Source organism: Nocardiopsis alborubida (assembly GCF_012396365.1).
In the GTDB taxonomy this organism is placed as follows: domain Bacteria; phylum Actinomycetota; class Actinomycetes; order Streptosporangiales; family Streptosporangiaceae; genus Nocardiopsis; species Nocardiopsis alborubida.
In genome coordinates, this window is the sequence record NZ_JAAXPG010000045.1 from 1 (window position 1) to 18,952 (window position 18,952).

An 18,952-nucleotide genomic window follows, 5' to 3' on the forward strand; every position below is an offset into this window, starting at 1 on the left:
TGGTGATGGGGGTGGGGGTGGGGAGGGTGTGCATCGTGTTTTTCCTTCTTCGTTGGCGGCGCTGGTGCGGCTCGCTGTTTCTGATGTTGGAAAAGCTACGTTGCGTTCAGGGTTGTGGCAACAGGGGGTTTGCGAAGAAGTCCCGTATGTGCAGGTGGTGGCTGGGAAATTGTTGCAATGGTTCTGGATCTAATGCAACAAGCTTTGTCCCGAGCGTTGCAATGAGTGGAAAGTGAACGCTAAGGTGGGCGCACCCACGCACCCTGAAGGAGACCGCGATGCCCGGAGGCAGGCTCACCCAGCCCGAACGCCAACAGATCGAGCTGGGACTGGCCCAGGGACTGGCCTACGCGCGGATCGCCAAGGACCTGGACCGTCCGACCTCGACCATCACGCGCGAGGTGACGCGCAACGGCGGCCCCACCGGCTACCGCGCGGACCTGGCCCACCGCGCCACCCAGCACCGCGCCCGCCGCCGCACCAAGACCACGGCCCGGGCGACACAGGCGCCCCCGCAGGCCTACGGGCGCGACGCCGAGGCCGTGCGCGAGTACGAGGAGGCGTTCGCCGCCGTCTTCATGCAGTCGGGCCTGCCCAAGATGACGTCCCGGGTCCTGGTCTCCCTCTACACCACCGACACGGGCAGCCTCACCGCGGCCGAACTCGTCCAGCGCCTCCAGATCAGCCCGGCCTCGGTCTCCAAGGCGATCACGTTCCTGGAGGGCCAGGGCCTGGTGCGCCGCGAACGCGACGAACGCCGCCGCGAGCGCTACGTCGTCGACGACGACGTCTGGTACCAGTCGATGCTGGCCAACGCCCAGGCCGAGGCCCACCTCGTCGAAGCCGCACGTCAGGGCGTCCAGGTTCTGGGCCCCGGGACCCCGGCCGCCGTGCGCCTGGAGAACATCGCCCGCTTCGTCGACTTCGTCCGCGAGAGCATCATCCGCGCCTCGGAGCAGGCCCGCGAGGTCCTGCACACCAAACCCGAACCCGTCCCGGACGACACCGGCGAGCCAGCACCGGAACGCCGGTAGGCAGCCGCTTCGGCGGCCACGGGCGAAGGCGGCTGCGGCCCCGACCCCTCGCGTCCTCGGTCCTTCACGTCCTCGGCCCCTTGTACCCCCGGTCCCTCGCGCCCCGGCCCGCCGCCGGGGAACGTGCGGTGAGCCCCGTGCCCGCGGGGACGGTTCCGCGATCCCTTGGAGGGAGGGCTCCGCGATCCCTTGGCAGTGAGGGGTCGCTCGTCTACTGTGAGGCGCGGACGGAGGTCGCCGGTGGCCCGCTTGGACAAGGACGGTGTGACCGTGCTCGTGCCCTTCTCCGTCACACTGGAGGACGGCACCAGGTGTTGCGGTGCCCGGCGACTGCGTCCGGGGACCGAGGGCTATGAGCAGGCTCTCGCCCAGGCCCGGCTCGGGGAGCGCCTACGGTCCTCCCTTCCGTCGCAGCCGCCACCGCCACCGCCTGAGGAAGTCCTCGACGAGTTCATCGCGTCCCTGAGACGCGAACACGGGTAGCCGCACGTTCCCCCCGGCGGCTGCGTTCGCGGACTCCGGGAGCCGTCGCACACCCACGTGCCCCCGGCTCCCCGCCGGGGGCACGTGGGTGCGGGACCTGGGTCAGGCGGCCTGCGTCCGCGGTTCCAGGTGCTCGGCGGCGAGCTTGTCCACCGTCTCGGCCAGGGCCCTCGGGTACTCCAGCGGTCCCATGTGACCGGCGCCGGGGATCTCCCGCACCTCCCGGCAGTCCTTCAGAAGCGACCCGATGTGGTGCGCGTGCCAGGGCGGGGTCAGCTTGTCGTCGGTTCCCACCATCACCACCGTGGGCACCGAGATCTGCCGGGCGGTCTCCTCCGCCTCCAGCGTGCAGATCACCCGCCCCCACGAGCCCCGGGACACACCGCCGCACGCGTGCACCATCCTCATGCACAGCCGCACCATGCGCGGATCGGCCTTCTTCCCCATCACCATGGACTTCAGCACCGCCGTGGTCAGTGCGTTGCGCGGACCCAGCGGTACCGGGGCCCTGAGGAAGACCTGCGCGCCCAGAGTGCCCAGGGGGCCGGGCAGCGGGATCGCGGTCGACCGCGCCGGCAGCTCCTTGCAGCCGGTGTTGGTGAGCAGCACCGCGGCGGCCCTCTCCCGGAACACCGGGTGCGCACCGGCCGACATGATGGTCATCCCGCCCATGCTGTGCCCGGCCACCACGGCCTTCTCGCCCTCGGGCACGGTCGCCTCCAGGACCGCGCACAGGTCCTCGGCCAGCTTCTGCGCGCCGTAGCCCGCCCTGGTCAGCGGTGCCTGGGTGCGGCCGTGGCCGCGCTGGTCGTAGAGCACCACCCGCAGGGACGGGTCCAGTTCGCGCACCACCGGCCCCCACGAGGCCAGCGAGGTCGCCCAGCAGTGCGCGAGGACCACGGTCGGCCCCTCCTCCGGGCCGCGCACCTCGACGTGCAGCCGTGTGCCGTCGGCGGAGCGCACCTGGAGTTCTCGGACCTGACCCACGTGTCGGGTTGCCATCGGGGATACCTCTCACTTCAGGGGAAGGCTGCGCCGGGGGTCGAAGGGAGGCGCTCCGGGTCGGCGCGGTCCCGGAGCGTGCGCTAACGCACTCAGCCGTCGGATTCGTCGATGTCCACGCGGGGCACGGCGAAGGGCGGGGAGCCGGCCCCGTTGACCGGATGGCCGCCCCACAGGTTGGGCTCGTCCAGGACCCCGGTGCCCTCGAATCCGTCGGGGGTGCGCACCACGACCGTACGCACACCGCCGCGGAAGGCCTCGGTCACCTCCGGGCTGGGGGACAGCCGCCCCCGCCAACGGTAGTCACCGGTCAGGGGGGAGAAGTGGCCCGCCAGGTGGGCCTGGACCTGCACGGCGACCTCCTCGTCCGCCGCGCCCTCGGTACCCGCCGCACTCTCCGTGCCGGACGGTCGCTCCGACCGCTTCGCGCCGTCGGCGCCGGGCAGCACGACCGTCACCGTGCCCCGGTACTCCTCCTCCTCGTCACCGAACCCGCTCATACCGCTTCCCTTCCGGGGCCGTCGCGCCGCGGACCGCGGACCGCCGGGCCCCGCGGCCGCGGGAGCGGTCCACCCGCAGGTCGTAGTTGTGGGGGTCGAACCAGCGCGTGCGCAGTGCGAAGTTCCAGGTGAAGGTCGGCCACAGCGTGGTGTTGCGGCCCTGCTCGTTGAGGTACCAGCTGTCGCAGCCGCCGGTCACCCAGACCGTGCCCTCCATGGCTTTGGCGACCATCTCGTTGTAGTCGTGCTGGGCCTTCGGACGCACGTCCAAGCGGTCCAGGCCGTTGCGGCACAGGTACTTCAGCGCCTGCATCGTGTACCGGATCTGGGCCTCGATCATGAACAGCTGCGAGGTGTGCCCCAGCCCGGTGTTGGGCCCCGCCAGCACGAAGGCGTTGGGGAACCCGGCCACGGTGGTGCCGCGGAAGGCCTGCACGTCCGTGCCCCAGTGGTCGGAGAGCGAGCGCCCCTCGGCGTTGAAGATCCGCTGTGCCACGGGCGGGTCGCTCACGTGGAACCCGGTGCCGAGGATGATCGTGTCGACCTCGTGCTCGGTCTCGCGGCCCGAGGCGTCGCGGGTGACCACGGCGTGGGGGCGCACCTCCACGATGCCGTCGGTGACCACGTCCACGTTGGGCTGTGCCAGCGCCGGATAGTAGTCGTTGGACATCAGGATGCGCTTGCAGCCCGCCCGGAAGCTCGGCGTGAGCTTGGCCCGCAGTTCGGGGTCCTTCACACTGCGGCGGATGTTGGCCCGGCCCAGCCTCTCCACGACCGAGAGCAGCCGGGGGTTCTTGGCGAAGCCGAGGATGTAGCTCTCCCGGCCCCAGTAGATGCTCTTGCGGGCGATCTGCTGGGTGAGCGGCACGTTGCGGTACAGCCAGCTCTCCAACCGGGTGATGTCACGGTCGTGCCGGAACATCACCCACGGGGCCGTGCGCTGGAACAGCGTCAGCCTCCCGGCCTCGGGCTGGATCCTGGGCACGAACTGGATCGCGGACGCCCCGGTGCCGATCACCGCGATCCTGCGGCCGGTGAGGTCGTGGTCGTGGTCCCAGGTCGCCGAGTGGAACATCGTCCCCTCGAAGGTGTCCAGGCCCTTGATGTCGGGATAGGAGGGGTCCGCGAGCGGTCCCGCCGCGCTGACGAGGAACTGCGCGGTGACGGTCCCCTGACTGGTCTCGATCCGCCACCGGTTGCCCCCGGGCTCCCATCGCGCGGACCTCATGTCGTGGTCGGGGCGGACGTGCTCCTCCACCCCGTACTCCCCGGCGACCCGCTTCATGTAGTCGTAGATCTCGGGCTGGGGGGAGAAGCTGCGGCTCCAGTGCGGGTTGGGTGCGAAGGAGAACGAGTACAGGTGGGAGGGGACGTCGCAGGCGGCGCCCGGATAGGAGTTGTCACGCCAGGTGCCGCCGACCCCGCCGGCGCGTTCCAGAACCACGAAGTCCTTCAGACCGGCCTGCCTGAGGCGGACGGCCATCCCGATCCCGGCGAAGCCGGAGCCGATGACGGCCACCCGGAAGTGGGGTGGTGTTTCGGTCACGTCTTGGTCCCTTCGTGCGGACCGGCCCGGACGTGTCGCCGTCCGGATCGGCGGGTGTGTCCCCCGGGAGCGCGGCGCGTTTCGCCCCCGGGGGAGTTGCCACCCCGTGAGGTACGGCGTGTTCCGCCTCCGGGGGAGAGGGCTCCCGGGGACGTGGCGCGTTTCGCCCCCGGGAGGCGGGACCACCGCCGGAGGACGTGGCGCGTTTCGTCCTCCGGCGATGGGGTCTGGGGCCCGCAGGCCGCGGTGTTCGGGAACGGACTCCGCGGCCTGCGGGTTCGGGGGTGGGCGGGGAGCAGCCCGGTCCCCCGAGGGGACCCGGCTCCGAGGCGTCGACAGGAGAGACGTACGGAGCCGGGGAGGGGTCAGCCGAGCAGCCCGGCCTTCTTCCAGAAGTAGCGGCCCAGGCCGGTGATGGCACCGGCGGTGTCCAGGGTGCTCACCACCTTGCGGGCGGCCCAGGTCTTGGTGCCGATCCAGTGGGGGTTGTTCCGGGCGACCCGGGAGGCCTCGCGGGGGTCGAGCCCGACCTGCGCGTACACCTTGGGGTTGATCAGCCGGGTGGCCGAGTAGTAGGTGACCAGGCCGAGGATGACCCGGCTGTAGGCCCGGTTGAGCGGGCCGCGTGTGGCCCAGTCGCGCTGGAACTCCTCGCGGGCGTAGCGCATGTGCCGCGCCTCCTCCACCACGTGGATGCGCGAGACCGAGCGCACCAGCGGCAGGATCTGCTCGTCGGGCACCGCCTCGCGCTGGAGCTGGTCGAGGACCTCCTCGACGAACAGCGCCCCGGCGAAGATCAGCGGGCCGTGCGCGATGGTCTTGAAGAGGTTGCCGAGGTGGAAGGCGACGGGGTCGAGCTTGTGCGTCCGCCAGCCGAGCTTGCCCACCATCTTCGCGAACATCACCGTGTGGCGGCACTCGTCGGCGATCTCGGTGTAGGCGTACTGGACGTGGTTGGTGCTGGGGTCGTGGTGGTAGGCGTGGCGGACCAGCATCTGCATGAGGATGGTCTCGAACCAGATGCCGATGGTGGCGATGCTGGCGATCTCCAGCCGGGAGAGCTCCTTGCGCTGCTCCTCGGTGAGCCGGTCCCACAGGTAGGTGCCGTACAGCGAGAGGCGCTCGGGGCGGATCGCCCACATGTCCTCGTCCACGGGGGCGTCCCAGTCGATCTCGACGAGCGGATCGAAGGAGGCCTTGGCCGAGCCGCGCAGCAGGCGCTTGGCGATGTCCTCGCGGTCGGTGATCCTGGGCTTGGCGGTGGTCTCTGCGGTCATCTCTGTGTTCCTCCTCAGGACGCGTCCGGCCGAACCGGGGGGTTGGCGTGCCGCGAGTGGAGCCCCCGGGCGATCTCCGCGTCGCCGAAGGCGCCGTTCGACAGGAGCAGGCCCACCTGGAGCGACACGATCTGTTCGGTGGTGCCGGGGAAGTGCCGGAACAGGTGGAGTCCGGCGGTGCCGAGCGCGGTGGAGGCCGTGTCGCGGCGGGCGTACCTGGCCCCGGCCGCGCGGACCACCGCCATGACGGTGTCGCGCTCGCTCTCGGCGGGGACGAGGCCGTCGAGCGCGACCCCGGTGGCCCGGGAGCTGTTGTGGATCGGGGTGTCGACGTAGCCGGGGTGGACGGTGGTGACGCCGATGTGCGAGCCGTACTCGGCGCGCAGGCAGTCGGCGTAGGCGGTCAGCGCCCTCTTGGACACCGTGTAGGCCCCGGCGAAGGGCAGCGACAGGTTCGCCAGGAGCGAGGCGGTGACGACGACGCGGCCCCTGCTGCGCAGCAGCGCGGGCATCGCGGCGGCGGTGACCCGCCAGGTGCCCAGCAGGTTGACCTCCAGCGCCTGGTGCACGTGGACGTCCGGGGCCTGGCCGATGTCCACGGCCGGTCCGACGCCCGCGTAGTGGATCAGCAGGTCCAGGCGTCCGTCGAGCCGGTCCAGGGCCTCGGCGACGCCCTCGCGCACCTGGTCGTCGTCGGTGATGTCGCAGCCGACGACTCCGGGGGCGGGCTTGCGGTCGATGCCGACCACGTTCACGCCGAGGTGGCGGAGGACGGCCGCCGTGGCGCTGCCGAACGCGCCGGAGGCTCCGGTGACGAGGGCGTTCTGGCCGGGCAGTCGTCGCAGGTGACGCGGCGGGGGGGTCGTCATGTGATCTCCTCCACAGTTCCTGCCGGAACGTTACAACGGGCATTGTCACAATGCAATGGGGTGGAGCTGGAAATTTACTGACGAGTAGGGTTCGCGGTTGTCCCTAGGCTGGACCCATGGCCGAATACCGCATTGACGAACTCGCCCGGCTCGCCGACACGACGGTGCGCAACGTCCGGGTGTACCAGGACCGTGGCCTGCTCGCCCCTCCCCGCAGGGAGGGTCGCGTGGGCATCTACTCCGAGGCGCACCTGGCGCGTCTGCGGCTGATCGGCCAGCTGCTCCGGCGCGGCTACACCTTCGCCAACATCGGCGAGATGTTCCGGGTCTGGGAGCGAGGAGGGGACCTCTCCGACATCCTGGGCTTCGAGTCGGCGATAGGGGACGCCTGGAGCGACGAGATCGCCGGCTACCTGACCATGGGCGACCTGCGCACACTCTTCGGCCACGGCGTCACGCCCCGCACGGTGAAGCGTTCCCTGGACCTGGGCGTGCTCGAACGCGACGGACTGCGCTTCCGGGTGCCCAGCCCGCGGCTGCTGCACGCCGGGGTGGAGCTGGTGAGGCTGGGCATGACCGTGGACTCGGTGCTCGACATAGCCGAGAACCTGCGCGACAAGGTCGGCCACGTCGCCGAGCACATGGTCCGCCTGGTCGCCGACCACATCATCGCCGAGTACGCGCCCGGCACGGTGGTGCAGAGCGAGGAGACCGCCGAGATGGCCGAGCTGATCCGCCGGGTGCGCCCGCTCGCGCAGCAGGCCGTGGACGCGGTGCTGGCGCAGGCGATGGCGGAGAACCTCACCAACGTCATGGGGGAGCACTTCGCCCTGGCGATGGAGTACCTGGAGAAGGAGGGCGCGGGCAAGGAGGGCGTCGGCGGTGAGCGCGGCGGGGCGGCCGAGGGGTTGACGGGGTCCGTCTGAGGGGCGGGGAAGCTCCGCCCCACCCCTCAGACGGACCGCCGCCGGCCCCGCGGGTACGGGCCGGAACCGCTCGGCGCTCTTCTCACGCCGGGGCGGCGTCCTCCCTCGGCGCCTCGGCGGCACTCTCCCGCACCGCCTCCCCCGACGGCGACTCGGAGTCCACCACCGACAGCGGGAGCGGGGCGGTGAACCGCAGTTCGGCGAAGGCACCGGCCGGGACCGCGGGGGACGCCGGGAACACCGGCTTGACCCGCCGGTACCGCTCGCCCTGCTCCGGCCGGGTGTCCTCCTCACCCTTGTTCGGCCACATCGACATCGCGCGCTCGGCCTGCGCGGTGATGGTCAGCGACGGGTTCACCCCCAGGTTCGCGGTGACCGCCGAGCCGTCCACCACGTGGACGCCCGGGTGGCCGTACAGCCGGTGGTACGGGTCGATGACCCCGGTCTCCGCGCTGTCGCCGATCGGGCAGCCGCCCAGGAAGTGCGCGGTCATCGGGACGTTGAACACGTCGCCCACCGTGCCCCCGGGAAAGCCGTCGATGCGCTCGGCCAGCCGGGTGGCCGCGTCCTGCCCCGCCGGGATCCACGTCGGGTTCGGCTCGCCGTGGCCCTGCCGGGAGGTCAGCCTCTTCCTCCCGCCCAGCGGCCCCCGCCGCACCGACGTCGTCAGCGAGTTGTCCAGCGACTGCATCACCAGGCCGATGATGGTCCGCTCCGACCAGCGGCGGGCGGAGAGGCTGCGGGCGAACACCACAGGGTGGCGCGCCGCCAGGCCCAGGAACCGCAGCCAGCGCGGGATCCGCCCGCCGCCGGGCACCTGCATCGCGGTGAGCAGCGCCATCGCGTTGGAGCCCTTGCCGTAGCGGACCGGTTCGATGTGGGTGTTCTCGTCCGGGTGGATCGAGGACGTGATGGCCACGCCCCGGGTCAGGTCCTCCTGCGGCCTCACCCGACGGGTCATCGCGCCGACGAGCGCCTCGGAGTTGGTGCGGGTGAGCGTGCCCAGCCTCGCCGACAGGCGGGGCAGCGCGCCCGAGTCGCGCATGCGGTGCAGCAGCGTCTGGGTGTTGTAGGTCCCGGCGGCCACGACGACCTGGCGGGCGGTGAACGTGCGGGCGTTCGACCGCCGCCGGGGCGCGTCGGTCCTGACGGTGTCGGCGGCGAAGCCCCCGTCCGGCAGCTCGCGCAGGCGCTCGACGGTGGTCAGCGGGTGCACCTCGGCGCCGTCGCGCTCGGCGAAGTACAGGTAGTTCTCGGTCAGGGTGTTCTTGGCGCCGTGGCGGCAGCCGGTCATGCACTCCCCGCACTCCGTGCAGGCCCGCCGGTCGGGGCCCGCGCCGCCGAAGTAGGGGTCCCCCACGGAGGCGCCGGGTCGGGCCCGGCTGCCGTCGCCGTCCCGGCCGTCGCCGAAGCACACGCCCACCGGGGTGAGGCGGAAGGTGTGCCCCACGCCCATGTCCTCGGCGACCGCCTTCAGGTGCACGTCGGAGGGGGTGACGGTGGGGTTGGTGCGCACGCCGAGCATGCGGCGGGCCTGGTCGTAGAACGGCGCCAGCTCCGACTTCCAGTCGGTGATGTGCCGCCACTGCGGGTCCTCGAAGAACGGGTCCAGCGGGTGGTAGAGCGTGTTGGCGTAGTTGAGGGAACCGCCGCCGACACCGGCGCCCGCCAGGATCACCACGTCGCGCAGCAGGTGGATGCGCTGGATGCCGTACATGCCGAGCTGAGGTGCCCACAGGAAGTTGCGGACGTCCCACGACGAGGAGGGCAGCGTCTGGGGCGTGAAGCGGCGCCCCGCCTCCAGGACGCCGACGCGGTAGCCCTTCTCGGTGAGGCGCAGGGCGCTCACCGAACCGCCGAAGCCCGAGCCCACGACCAGGACGTCGTAGTCGAAGCGGTCAGCGGACGCGGTTCCGGTCGGGGAGGCGGCGGTGGTGACGGCGGGGTCTGTTCTGCGCTCTGAGGGCACGGCTGGTCTCTCTCCAGGTCATGTGCGGTTGCCCGTAGTGCGCCGGATACGAGTCCGCAATATTGAATGCGCCATCTAGAAATGTGACAACAACTATTGTAATGTTCGTCACTACCGCCGAGTAGGGTGTGTGCCATGTAACACGCGTGGCGTGCCTCGGCGCAAGTTCGTCCCCCCTCGCCGTCCCCGGGCGGCGGAACACTGGAGGTACTCATGCCCAAGGCTTCCGGCGAGGCGTCCGAGGCGCCTCAGGGCGCGCCTGAGCAGCACGAGGCCAGCGGCGGAACGCGCTGGCGCAGGTTCGCCCTCGTGGCCGTCCCCGGGCTCACGGCCGCCGCGGTCCTCGGGGGCATGACCACCCAGGGCCTGCTCGCCGCCTCCTTCGCTGTGTCCGGGGACAGTTTCAAGATGTCCGCCGACCAGCTCGTCGGCACCGGCTTCACCCAGTACGGCGACGCCGCCACCTCCGTCGACGGCTCCTCCCGTCCGGTCGGCCTGTCCTCGGTCGGCTCCGCCGAGCTGACCAACCTGTGCATGTCATCCCTGTGGGACCTGCCCATCGGCCAGGCCACCCTCGTCATCACCGCCGGTGAGTCCACCCCCGTCGAGGGCACCAACCTCGTCCTCGACATCGAGCAGCTCCAGGGCGACGCAGAGTTCGGCTCCATCGAGATCGGCCGGGACGCCAGCACGTTGGACAGGGCCGAGGGCGGCCAGGGGCCGGCGGGCGGCTTCGGCCTCCAGTCCCAGAACATCACCGTCTCCGACATGGAGCTGACCACCTGGGCGGTCACCTCCGGATCCCTGAAGCTGTCCGGTCTGAGCCTGGCCGTCAGGCCCGGCGAGCACGAGTGCTTCTGATCCCATGGCCCACGCACTGACCCTGCTCCGCGGGGGCCGGGCGCGCTTCCGGAACTGGCGGCGCGGCCGCCCGTTCTGGGGCGGACTCCTCCTCGTCGTCGCCGGAGTCGAGCTGCTGGTCGCACCGGCCGCGCAGAGCCTGATCCTGCCCATCGACCTGATCGCCTACACCGGCATCGCCGGTGTCTCGGGTCCGCTCATCGCGGTGCTGCTGGTCACCCTGGGGGTGCTGAGCTGGTTCCAGCCCGCGCAGCACCTCTTCTTCGGGGTGGTCGGGCTCATGCTCGCCCTGGTGTCCTTCGTGACCTCCAACTTCGGCGGATTCGTCATCGGGATGCTGCTCGGCATCGTCGGCGGCTCCCTCGTCTTCGCGTGGGCGCCCCACGTGGACCGTCGCCGAAGGCGCGGCCGGGGACGCCGACGGGCCGCGGACGCCGACGTCACCGGTCCGGAGGCGGCGGACTCCCGGGGCGCCGGAACGCCCGACGAGGCCGTCAGCGCTCCCCGGCCTCCGTCCCGGCCGCTGGCCGCGCTCGCCCTGCCCCTGGCGCTGGCCGTGACCCTGGCCAGTGCCGCCGCGTCCGCCGACTGGCCCTGGGACTGGTTCCTGCCCCCGGGCGACGAGGAGGAACAGCCCGCCGACGAGCCCTCGCCCTCGCCATCCCCCTCCGGCGAACCCTCGGCGAGTCCCACCGACCGGCCCACCCCGCCGGGGACCGGACCCGGCGCGGACGAGGGGGACGGTGATGACGAGCAGTCGGAGGACGAGGAGACCGGGGAGGAACCGGAGGAGAGCGGGGAGGACCGGGCGGACCCGGACGAGTGCCAGATGAGCACCGGTGAGTCCGCCCTGGCAGGGTCCGAGGAGGAGTTCCTGGACGCCGTCCGCGCCTGCCAGGCCGCCCAGGAGGAGGGGGAGCTCCCCGAGGTTCCGGTGGAGGAGGCCCACGACTGCTCCAGCGGCTCGGTCCGCACCTCCGGCCTGACCGCCGACCGGCTGACGATGAGCGGCGCACGCTACGACGGCGTGGTGGAGTGCCCCACCCTCGACGGCCCCCGGAGGTACATCCGGCTGACCATGAGCCGGGCCGACTTCGTCGACGCCGAACTGTGGTTCGAGGACGCCGGGACCCGGATGAGCCTGGGCCTGCCCACCATGACCATGGACGGATCCGTCCAGATGCACATCACCCGCATGCACGTGCGCATCCTCGGGATCCCGCTCACCTTCACACCGGACTTCCCGCCCCCGCTGCTGCTGCCGTACATGATCGTCACCGACGTGGACGTGGACAACCCGCTGGCCAGCACCGACGTCATGAACATCCCGAACCTCAACGGCCGCTACGGCGGCGCCTGACCCCACCGCCGCGACCTCCCCGACGCACGCGAGGGCGGGGGCGCCGCCACCGCGGCGCCCCCGCCCTCCCGCTGTCACAGACCGGAGTCGATCAGACGGCTGGCCCGGCCCACGTGCGACACGTACAGCGCGTCACGGGCCCGGGTGCAGGCCACGAACAGCAGCGTCCGCTCCTGCTGGAAGGCGTGCTCCAGCGCCACCTGGTCGCCGTCGGCGGCCTCGATCGCGGCCTTGGGCGGCAGCAGGTGGTCGCTGACGCCGATCAGCGCCACGCAGCGGAACTCCTGGCCCTTGAGCCGGTGCATCGTTCCGACGCGCACCGCCTCGGCGGAGCCGCTGTCCTCCAGCTGGGCGGTGGGGATTCCCCTGGCCTCCAGCTCCTTGGCGATGCCGCGCACGACCCACTGGTTGCGCCCGGCCACCGCGATCTCCGCCGGGTTGACCCCGGCCTCCAGCCACACCCGCACCCAGTCGCCCAGCGCGGTGAGCTCCTCGGAGCGGTCCTCGCAGCCGCGCACCACCGGCGCCGGACCGCGCAGCAGCGAGCGGTACCCGGCCAGGGTGTCGGCGTTGTCGTCCATGCCCAGGGCCGAACGGCGGTCCAGGATCGGCATGCTCCAGTCCAGGATCTCCTGGGTCACCCGGTAGCTCACCCGCAGCCGCTGGCCGCGCCCGCGCACGTTGATGCCGAGCGAGGCCAGCGACACCCGGTTGTCGGACACCCGCTGGTGCGGGTCGCCGACGATGAACAGGTCGTCCGGTCCCTCCGGCACGGCGGCGCGCAGCATCCGCCACTGCGTCGGGTGCAGATCCTGGGCCTCGTCGACCACGGCGTGCCGGAACAGCGGCTCACCGCGGTCCAGGATCCGCGCGGCCTCGGCGGCCAGCTGGGGGTAGGACCACATCCCCTCCACCCGCATGGCGCCGACGTAGCGCCGCACGGTCTCCCACACCTGGCGGCGGTGCTCGGGGGCCAGGTGCTGCACCCGCCCGCTGCGCTCGCAGCGGATGTAGTCGGGCAGCAGCTCCAGGCCCTTGGCGAGGATGACCTGCTCCCACTCGTCCACCAGGAAGCGGCCGGAGAAGGGCAGGCCGTCGGCCACCGCCACCGCGCGCCAGCGCCGGGCCAGCTCGTCCTTGCCCATCAGACGGGGCGCCACGCTGGTGTGGGTCTGCACGACCGAGCGGGCGAGGCTGTCGATGGTGGCCACGCGCACCCGGGCGCGCACGCCGGGGTCGGGCAGGAGCTGGTCCAGCCGCTCGGCCAGGGACTGCGCCAGCGCCCGGTTGTAGGTGGTCAGGAGCACCGACTCGCGGGTGTCCTCGGGCCGGGCGGCGGCGTCGCGCTCGGCCAGGTAGGCGGCGCGGTGCAGCGCGATCACGGTCTTGCCGGTCCCCGGGCCGCCGGTGACCTGCGTGGACCCGTTGTAGTGCGCCTCGGTGATCCGGTGCTGGTCGGGGTGCAGGGTCAGCTGCCACTGGCCGAAGGGAGCCCTCAGGGCCCCGGCGAGCTCGGGCGGACCGCTGGGCGTGGGATCGGCCTCGGCGGGGTCGATCCCGGCCGGCACCTCGGGGCGCAGGTCGCGCGCGAAGCGCAGGGCCTCGTCGCGCGGGCGCACGGTGACCAGGCGGTAGTGCGTGCCGTCGGCGAGGCGGCCGTCACCGCTCCGGCCGTGACCCGCGGCGTCGGGGACGACGACGCCGGACCAGTCGGGGGCGATGCTGACGACCCGGACACCCGGGTCGGCGGCGCCCGCGACGGACTCCAGGGCGGGCTCGTCGCCGACCTGGCAGGCGCGCATCACGGCCAGGGTGTTGAGCTGGACGTCGGGCGTGAGGCGGGTGAAGTCGCTGAGAAACGTCGGGGCGATCGCGAGGGCGGACACGTCGTGGTTTCCTCCGGTCTTCGACCAAGGTGGTGTCTGTGGTGCTCGGGGAGGTCGGAGCGGATGGTCTGGCCTGGGAGAACGGCCTGTGCGGCCGCGGCTCCCAAAGGGATGATGCTCGCCGCGGAATTCCGGCAAACGCCGCTCCCGGTGCGTTTCCCGCCAGGTTCCGGAGGGGTTGGGAGTCTGGTGTTATTCCAGCTCAGAGGGGTGTTTGCGGAGCTGTGTTCGAGAGGGGTGCGAAGGTTTTTCGGAGCGCCCGGAAAGGTTCCCCGTGACCTGCGGTTCTCCGATCGAACTCCGTGTCCGGAATAGGGGTTATGTAGCTGACCGAAATATGGTGAACGTCTCGGGGGAACACCGGCAGAGTGCCTGTTCCGCGTGGGGTTGGCGGGGAGGATGAGGGTGCCCCGAACGCACGGAGGGGGCAGGACCGAAAACCGGAAGGGCGGCGGAGGCGCGCCGAGTCCGTATGACGGGCCGCGCGGCGGGGGAGCGGTTCACGGTGTGGCCGGTTTCGGACACGCGCTGTGCAGACGCGCGCCGACGCGAGATCGTGTACCAGGGAGAGATCAGGAACCACATGTGGTTCAGGACTCTGCCGGGGTCCGTCCTACCCCGGCAGAGTCCTCAACCACCCTAGAGAAGCGGTACCCAGTCCCCGACCTCCCCAAAGCGCGCGGGGCCGCGAACCTGGAGCGAACTGGGCGCGGGCGCCGGACACGGCCCCGCGGCCGCTCTCCCGGCTGTTCCCGCCCAAGGGGAGGACCGTCACCCATGCTCTACCGTGGTGGTGACAAAAAGAGCGGGAAAGGACCGGGCGAGCGACAGTGGCCTCCAACGACATGAGCCGGATGCGTGTCTCCGACACGGAGCGGGACCAGGTGGCAGAGGTCCTGCGGGAGGCGGCGGCGCAGGGGCGCATCACCCTCGACGAACTCGACGAACGGCTCGACGCCGTCTACGCGGCCAAGACCTACGCCGACCTCGAACCGGTCACCGCCGACCTGCCGACGGGCGCCGAGGTGCTGCCGGGCCCTCTTCCGGCGACGGCGGAGGGCGCTCTTCCCGAGCACCGCGACGGCGGCGACGCCCTCGTCATCCGCTCCCAGGGCGGTGGCCCCATCATCCGCAGGGGCGCGTGGCAGGTGCCGCACCGCGTCGAGGTGCACAACAAGTACGGCCTCACCCGGCTCGACTTCCGCGAGGCCTCCCTGACCAGCGCCGTCGTCGAGGTCCACGTCGACGCCTCCTGGGGGAGCGGCACCGTGATCCTGCCCGAGGGCGCCACCGCCGAGGTGGAGGCTGACGCCTCCTGGTTCGGCACGCTGCGCAACAGCGTCGACTCCCTGCGCCGGGCGTCCGCCCCGCACTTCGTCATCACCGGTTCCTGCCAGGGCGGCTCCCTGACGGTCCGGTACAAGCGGCCCTTCTCCTGGGGCGGCCTGGCGGGTCTGGGGAGCTGAGCCCAGGGTCCCGCGCGGTCGCGGCAGGCCTCCGCGAGGCGGTTGCCGGTTCCGGGTGCTCCGGGAAGGCGGACCGGCCACGAGAGTTCCGACGCGTCCCCGTTTCCTGCTCCTCGCGCGGGTTCGTGTGGCTTCGTTCGGATACCGGCGCTCCGCCGGTGCGCCATGATGGGTGCGGCGCGCGGCCCCGCGCACGCACGCGCGGGGCGGACGGCGGTCACCGCCTCGGGAGCACCCGGGCGGGCCGCGGTCCCGCACGCGGAGGACGCACGCACGTCAGCCGGACGGGTCCCGGCCTGTCGTCCGTGGTCCCGCGCACACAGGGGCGGACGCGCGCCGGACGACGGAGAGGGGCGGCAGGGTGGGCTTGTGGATCGCGGCGGTCGGAGCGGGCGCGTGCGCCCTGGCACTGGCCCCCTACGCCTGGACCTTCCTGGGCAGCGCCGGGCGCCGTGGTGAGGTCGACACCGTCCCGCACCGGCCCGTGGCCGTGGTCCTGGGGGCCGCCGCCTGGGAGGACGGCCCTTCGCCGCTGCTGGCCCGCCGCCTGGACCTGGCCGTGCGCCTGCACGAGAACGGCCGGGTCGAGCGGATCATCGTCTCCGGCGACAACCGCGAGGTGTCGCGCCGCGAGACCGACACCATGACCGCGTACCTGGTCGCACGGGGCGTGCCCGCCGACCGGATCGACGCCGACCGCCACGGCTACCGCACCTGGGACACCTGCGTGCGGGTGCGCGACCTGTTCGGCGTGCGCGAGGCGACCATGGTCACCCAGTCCTTCCACCTGCCCCGCACGGTCGCCCTCGCCCGCGCCGCGGGGATCGACGCCGTCGGGGTGGGCGACTCCAGCATGGGCGCTCGCCGCCGCTCCACCGTGATCGGCTACGCCCGCGAGGTCGCCGCCGCGGTGAAGGCCCTGCGCGACGCCGTGCTGCGCCCGGCGCCCGCCCGGAGCGAGCTCTAGCGGCCCCGCCCGGACCTCTAGCGGCCCCCGCCCGGACTGGGCCCTGGCGGATCCTGCCCGGCCCCGCCCCGTCGCACCGCTCCGGTCGTCCACAGGCGCGAACCGCCTCTGGTGCCGCCACGCGGCGCGGGCCTAGCGTGGTAACAGGGGGTCCCCGGGCTCCTCCGCTTCGTGCTGCCCGCCCCCGGCCTCGGGCTTCGGGGCCGTCGCACCGTCCCGGTCGTCCACAGGCTGATTCGCGCGCACCGGCTCAGGCGGGATAATCAGCACCATGAACGCGACCACCGACCCACACGACGGCGCGGAGAACGTGGACTGGGCAGCCCTGGCCCCCGAGGGCGGCGCCCGCATCCCCGAGCTCCTCGGCCAGCTCGCCGGGAGCGACAGCGCGCTCTCCGAACTCCACGACATCATCCACTTCCCCGCGCCCGGACACCTCGCCGCGCCCAAGGCGGTCGACTTCCTGGTCGACCTCGCCTGCGCCGAGTCCACCCCGGCCACCGACCGCTGGCGTCCCCTGAGCCTCCTCCTGGAGTTGGTGGCCGGGCACGCCGAGGACCGCTTCCCCGAGGCCCGCGACCTGGACCAGTGGCGCGACGAGGTGGCATGGGCCGCCTCCAACGACCCCGAGAAGGTCCGCCAGCAGTACCGGGACTGGGCGGAGGAGGCCCCGGACGAGCAGCACCACCACCGCATGCGCAACCGGCTCGCCGTGATGGAGCAGCCCGACGGCGCCGCGCTCCTCCAGGCCGAGCTGGACACCTACGAGGCCGTCCGCGCCCGTGTTCCCGACCTGGTCGCGCTGCTCAGCGGCGGCGCCAACCGCGGCGGCATGGACCGCGCGGGGGAGTGGGTGAGCTACCTGCTGGCCTTCCTGCCCGACGACGCCGAGCGCATCACCACCGAGATCACCGGCGCCTCCCAGGTCCTGCTCGCCAAGGACCTGCGCCCGGCCCCGCAGGCGCCCACGAGCCTGCGCGACGTGATGAACGTGCTGGACAGCGGTGGCGACCCGCTCCCCGCGGAACTGTTCGCCCTCGGCCTGTTGGCCAGCCCGGCCGACATCGACGTCTCCGTCGGTCTCACCCACCAGATGGCGGGCGGGAACCTGTACAACTCCTTCGCCGCCTCGGTGGCGATGCTGCTCATCCACGGCGAGAACACCCCGCGCGAGGCGCTGCGCCGCGTCGGCCGCGGCGGCGGCACCTCCATGGGCTACCAGGGCCTGTTCAACGAGTCCTGGCCGCACTGCGGCGGGCACTCCCCGCAGGTCCTGGGCTTCCTGGCGCTGGGCCGCGCGGGCGACCGCGCCCGCCGCCTGCGCCTGGACATCCTCCCCGGCCTGATCAAGGACGAGGAGGACTCGCGCGCCCTTGTGACGGGCGTCGGCCTGGAACTGGTGCTCGGCCCCCGCAGCAAGGGCCACACCGCCGAGGAGCACGCCGAGGCCGACTACGACGAGGAGACCCTCAAGGTCCTCTGGACGATCGCCGAACTGCCCGCCTCCGCCTGGGAGGACGAGGAGTTCACGCGGACCCTGAGCGCCTGGGCGCTGCCGGACAACGCCGAGGACTTCTGCGCGCTCGTGGGTGTGGAGCCCGAGCCCGAACCGGAGCCGGAGCGGACCGCGGCCCCGCAGCCGCAGCAGCCCGCCGCTCCCCAGTCCGGCGGACTGCTCGGACGCCTCTTCGGCGGCGGGCGGTAGGGCGCGTCCGGTCCACCGGTGCGGCGGGGCTCCCCGCGCCGGCGGACCGGCTGGTCGCGACCGGCCGCCGCGGACCCGGGGCCGCCCCGTGCGGTCCCGGGTCCGGGCGGACTCAGCTGTCCGCCGAACCCTGTTCGCGCTCCAGTGCCAGGGCCTCGTCCACACCGCTCTCGTAGTCGCCCAGGAACATCGGGTCGGGCCGCAGCACCACCGAGCCCAGCGCCGCCACCGCCGCCGGGACCTCCCGGAACCACCCGTACACGGTGGCGAAGGTGCGTTCCTCCATGCTGGAGTCGGCCACGCCCACCGCGTCGATGCCCGCCGAACGGCACAGCCTCACGGCACGGGGCAGGTGGAAGTCCTGGGTGACGACGGTGGCCTCCCGCACCCCGAACACCTCGTGGGCCCGCACGCACGAGTCCCAGGTGGAGAACCCGGCGTAGTCGCCGACGACGTGCTCTCCGGGAACCCCGGCGTCCACCAGGTACGCGCGCATCGTGTCGGTCTCGTTGTAGTGCTCGACGCTGTTGTCGCCGGTCACCAGTACGACGTCGACCTTCCCGGCGAAGTAGAGGTCGGCGGCGGCGTCCAGGCGTCGGGCCAGCAGCAGGCTGGGCCGCCCGTCGGGACGCACACCGGCGCCCAGCACCAGCGCCACCGGGCGTTCCGGCACGGACGCGGCGGTGTGGCGGTGGTCGGAGGTGGAGGAGAGCACCCACACGAACGGCACGCAGCCCGCCACCATCGCGAACACGGCGAGCACGGCGAGGCGCCCCGCCCATGTCCGGCGTCCGCGGCGGCCTCCGGACCCCTCGGGCCCTCCGGAAGCGTCGGCGGCCTTGGTGCTATCGACGGCTCCGGTGCCACCCGCGGTCTCGGAACGGCCGGAAACCCCGGCGGTCCCGGCGGCGCCGCTGGTCCCGCCGCCGGGACCAGCGGTAGCGCCGCCTCCGGCGCCGTCGGAACCGGAGGGGTGCCGGTCGCGGAGGACGCCGGTGTCGTCGTCGGACGGGGGGCTCTGGGGTGTGGCGGGATCTGGGATCGTCACGCTTGGGAAGACGCCCGGCCCCGCCCCGGAGTTCCGGTACGGCGCGGCGGATC

At 72.5% G+C, this 18,952-nt stretch carries 16 protein-coding genes; 8 read left to right on the forward strand and 8 right to left on the reverse strand.

Annotated features, from left to right (window positions below; translation table 11 throughout):
• Both HGB44_RS31665 and HGB44_RS32895 read left to right on the forward strand, forming a co-directional pair.
• The coding region (locus HGB44_RS31665; RefSeq protein ID WP_210752354.1) for a hypothetical protein at positions 1 to 193 on the forward strand (193 nt) is incomplete at its 5' end.
• An 85-nt stretch (positions 194 to 278) separates the two neighbouring features.
• Complete coding sequence (locus HGB44_RS32895; RefSeq protein ID WP_061083159.1) at positions 279 to 1,034, forward strand: GbsR/MarR family transcriptional regulator; 756 nt, start codon at positions 279 to 281, stop codon at positions 1,032 to 1,034.
• A gap of 585 nt (positions 1,035 to 1,619) precedes the next feature.
• Here HGB44_RS32895 and HGB44_RS29810 read toward each other — a convergent pair.
• The 5 genes from HGB44_RS29810 to HGB44_RS29830 form a co-directional block, all read right to left on the reverse strand.
• Positions 1,620 to 2,519, reverse strand: a complete 900-nt coding sequence (locus HGB44_RS29810; protein ID WP_061083157.1) for an alpha/beta fold hydrolase — start codon at positions 2,517 to 2,519, stop codon at positions 1,620 to 1,622.
• A 92-nt stretch (positions 2,520 to 2,611) separates the two neighbouring features.
• Positions 2,612 to 3,019 (reverse strand): DUF4873 domain-containing protein, encoded by a 408-nt coding sequence (locus HGB44_RS29815; RefSeq protein WP_061083156.1) that lies wholly within the window; start codon positions 3,017 to 3,019, stop codon positions 2,612 to 2,614.
• Positions 3,003 to 4,565 carry a flavin-containing monooxygenase gene (locus HGB44_RS29820; RefSeq protein ID WP_231972634.1) on the reverse strand — a complete coding sequence of 521 codons (1,563 nt, stop codon included), beginning with the start codon at positions 4,563 to 4,565 and terminating at the stop codon, positions 3,003 to 3,005. The genes HGB44_RS29815 and HGB44_RS29820 overlap by 17 nt, the downstream gene beginning before the upstream one ends.
• A gap of 365 nt (positions 4,566 to 4,930) precedes the next feature.
• Positions 4,931 to 5,842 (reverse strand): AurF N-oxygenase family protein, encoded by a 912-nt coding sequence (locus HGB44_RS29825; protein ID WP_061083154.1) that lies wholly within the window; start codon positions 5,840 to 5,842, stop codon positions 4,931 to 4,933.
• 14 nt (positions 5,843 to 5,856) lie between these two features.
• On the reverse strand, positions 5,857 to 6,711 hold the full coding sequence (locus HGB44_RS29830) for an SDR family NAD(P)-dependent oxidoreductase (protein WP_061083153.1): 855 nt from the start codon (positions 6,709 to 6,711) through the stop codon (positions 5,857 to 5,859).
• Between the two features lie 116 nt (positions 6,712 to 6,827).
• Between HGB44_RS29830 and HGB44_RS29835 the strand changes: the two genes are divergently transcribed.
• Entirely contained in the window at positions 6,828 to 7,637 is an 810-nt protein-coding gene (locus tag HGB44_RS29835; RefSeq protein WP_061083152.1) for a MerR family transcriptional regulator, read from the forward strand.
• 82 nt (positions 7,638 to 7,719) lie between these two features.
• Here HGB44_RS29835 and HGB44_RS29840 read toward each other — a convergent pair whose 3' ends face one another.
• Positions 7,720 to 9,606 (reverse strand): GMC oxidoreductase, encoded by a 1,887-nt coding sequence (locus HGB44_RS29840; RefSeq protein WP_061083151.1) that lies wholly within the window; start codon positions 9,604 to 9,606, stop codon positions 7,720 to 7,722.
• A 213-nt stretch (positions 9,607 to 9,819) separates the two neighbouring features.
• Here HGB44_RS29840 and HGB44_RS29845 point away from each other — a divergent pair, with 213 nt between their 5' ends.
• Both HGB44_RS29845 and HGB44_RS29850 read left to right on the forward strand, forming a co-directional pair.
• Positions 9,820 to 10,467 carry a DUF6230 family protein gene (locus HGB44_RS29845; RefSeq protein ID WP_061083150.1) on the forward strand — a complete coding sequence of 216 codons (648 nt, stop codon included), beginning with the start codon at positions 9,820 to 9,822 and terminating at the stop codon, positions 10,465 to 10,467.
• A 4-nt stretch (positions 10,468 to 10,471) separates the two neighbouring features.
• Positions 10,472 to 11,827, forward strand: a complete 1,356-nt coding sequence (locus HGB44_RS29850; protein WP_061083149.1) for a DUF6114 domain-containing protein — start codon at positions 10,472 to 10,474, stop codon at positions 11,825 to 11,827.
• Positions 11,828 to 11,901: 74 nt separating this feature from the next.
• Here HGB44_RS29850 and HGB44_RS29855 read toward each other — a convergent pair whose 3' ends face one another.
• On the reverse strand, positions 11,902 to 13,713 hold the full coding sequence (locus HGB44_RS29855) for a UvrD-helicase domain-containing protein (RefSeq protein ID WP_061083148.1): 1,812 nt from the start codon (positions 13,711 to 13,713) through the stop codon (positions 11,902 to 11,904).
• A gap of 845 nt (positions 13,714 to 14,558) precedes the next feature.
• Here HGB44_RS29855 and HGB44_RS29860 point away from each other — a divergent pair.
• The 3 genes from HGB44_RS29860 to HGB44_RS29870 all read left to right on the forward strand — a co-directional run bounded on the left by HGB44_RS29860 (position 14,559) and on the right by HGB44_RS29870 (position 17,851).
• A complete protein-coding gene (locus HGB44_RS29860) occupies positions 14,559 to 15,179 on the forward strand; it encodes a DUF1707 SHOCT-like domain-containing protein (protein WP_394354067.1) in 621 nt (206 codons plus the stop codon).
• A 361-nt stretch (positions 15,180 to 15,540) separates the two neighbouring features.
• Positions 15,541 to 16,146, forward strand: a complete 606-nt coding sequence (locus tag HGB44_RS29865) for a SanA/YdcF family protein (protein WP_061083146.1) — start codon at positions 15,541 to 15,543, stop codon at positions 16,144 to 16,146.
• A 271-nt stretch (positions 16,147 to 16,417) separates the two neighbouring features.
• Complete coding sequence (locus HGB44_RS29870; protein WP_061083145.1) at positions 16,418 to 17,851, forward strand: hypothetical protein; 1,434 nt, start codon at positions 16,418 to 16,420, stop codon at positions 17,849 to 17,851.
• 112 nt (positions 17,852 to 17,963) lie between these two features.
• On the opposite strand, the gene HGB44_RS29875 is transcribed toward HGB44_RS29870, so the two are convergent.
• On the reverse strand, positions 17,964 to 18,899 hold the full coding sequence (locus HGB44_RS29875; protein ID WP_061083144.1) for a SanA/YdcF family protein: 936 nt from the start codon (positions 18,897 to 18,899) through the stop codon (positions 17,964 to 17,966).
• Positions 18,900 to 18,952: the final 53 nt, after the last annotated feature.